The sequence below is a fragment of the Clostridium frigoris genome, assembly GCF_018861865.1.
Lineage (GTDB): Bacteria > Bacillota > Clostridia > Clostridiales > Clostridiaceae > Clostridium_AD > Clostridium_AD frigoris.
This window is the reverse complement of record NZ_JAHLDV010000130.1, coordinates 1-1,684: the sequence shown is the minus strand read 5'-3', so window position 1 is coordinate 1,684 and position 1,684 is coordinate 1. Positions and strand designations below refer to the sequence as shown.

The 1,684-nt window shown below is 37.3% G+C and carries 2 protein-coding genes; both read left to right on the top strand.

Annotation, left to right across the window (positions count from 1 at the left end; translation table 11 throughout):
* Window positions 1-80 precede the first annotated feature (80 nt).
* Window positions 81-581 carry a hypothetical protein gene (locus tag KPL37_RS19375; RefSeq protein ID WP_216151706.1) on the top strand — a complete coding sequence of 167 codons (501 nt, stop codon included), beginning with the start codon at window positions 81-83 and terminating at the stop codon, window positions 579-581.
* The gene (locus KPL37_RS19370) at window positions 557-1,639 is read left to right on the top strand and encodes an IS3 family transposase (RefSeq protein ID WP_216151705.1); all 1,083 of its coding nucleotides are present in this window, start codon (window positions 557-559) and stop codon (window positions 1,637-1,639) included. The genes KPL37_RS19375 and KPL37_RS19370 overlap by 25 nt, the downstream gene beginning before the upstream one ends.
* Window positions 1,640-1,684 lie beyond the last annotated feature (45 nt).

Below are 1,684 nucleotides of genomic sequence, written 5' to 3'. Positions count from 1 at the left end.
CCCTATGTGTTAAGATAGTTGTCGTAGAGAGAAATATAGTATATTATACAGTATAGGCTTTACGAAAGGGGAAAGATATCATGGTGAGTAAAATTGGGTATTCTGAAGAAATAAGAAAAGAAGTACTTGCAAGAGTAACTGGTTCTGAAAAAGAAAGCATAACTAAAGTATCTCTAGATAAAAAGATAAATAAAGGTACAATTTATAAATGGATTAAAGACGCTGAGAAAAAAGAAGGAATAAAGATTTTAAGGCTAAATGGGGATTGGACATCAGAGGAAAAGTTTCATATGGTTCTTGAGTCGGCTACTTTAAACGAGCAAGAGCTTAGTGAATATTGCCGAAGGAAAGGTACATATAAAGATGATATAAAGGTATGGAAATCACAATGCATGAATGCAAACAACGGCAGCATCGAAGATCCTAAAAAGTTAAAAAGTGAGCTAAAAGAAGAAAAGGATAAAGTCATAAAGATTCAAAAAGAGCTTAGATTTAAAGAAAAAGCTTTAGCTGAAACCGCAGCACTACTAGTACTAAGAAAAAACGTTCATGCGATTTGGGGGGACCAAGAGGAAGACTAATCAGTGCCTCAGATCGCATTAAAGCTTTAGAACTGATTAATGAAGCTGTACATTCCGGTGCTAGGTTAAGTCCATGCTGCGATGAAGTTGGAATATCGGTTAGGACTTATGAGCGATGGTCACTAACTCCTGAATCAACGGAAGATAAACGCCCGCTAGTATGTCGGAAGCCTCCTAAAAATAAACTTAGTGATGAAGAAAGAGCTAAGATTATTCAGGTAATAAATAGTAATGACTATGCCGATTTAGTACCTGCACAAATAGTACCAAAGCTGGCTGATCAGGGGATTTATATTGCCTCGGAATCTACGATTCATAGAATACTTAGAGAAGAAAAACAAAACACTCATAGATTTAAGCCGAAGGCGCCTGTGAAAAGAGTTGCACCTACGCACATAGCAACCGCACAAAACCAAGTTTGGACATGGGATATCACATGGCTTGATGGCTCTGTGAAAGGTCTATATTTTAAGCTATATCTGATACTAGATATGTTCAGCCGTATGATTGTTGGTTATGAAGTTTGGGAAACAGAGAATGCAGAATATGCCAAGATCCTTGTTAGCCGTGCTCTCCTTTCTCAAAAAATATTAGGTAAACCTCTTATACTTCACTCCGATAATGGAAGTCCTATGAAGGCGGCAACATTCCTTGCCACATTAGAGAAACTAGGGGTCCAAAGTTCATTCTCACGGCCTAGAGTAAGCAACGATAACCCTTACTCAGAGTCGTTATTCAAGACAATGAAATATGTGCCCACATTTCCTAATGGCGGGTTTGCAAGCATTTCTGACGCACGAAAGTGGGTAACTAAGTTTGTCTACTGGTACAACAATGTTCATATGCATAGCGGTATCAAATATTTGACCCCCTACCAGAGGCATTATAGCTTGGACAAAAACATTATGGAAAATAGAAAAAAAGTGTATGCAATGGCAAAAGAGAAGCATCCTGAAAGGTGGAGTAGAGAAATTAGAAATTGGGATTTACCCAAATATGTATCTTTGAATCCAATAAAAGAAGAAGAACTTCTTATTATAGAAGAGTCATCGTCATAAAAATGTTAGAAATAGAAATTGCGACAACTATGTTGACAAACTCCG

Excerpts from the sequence above, each read along its gene's own strand:
- KPL37_RS19375 (WP_216151706.1), top strand. The coding sequence starts at position 81 with ATGGTGAGTAAAATTGGGTATTCTGAAGAAATAAGAAAAGAAGTACTT.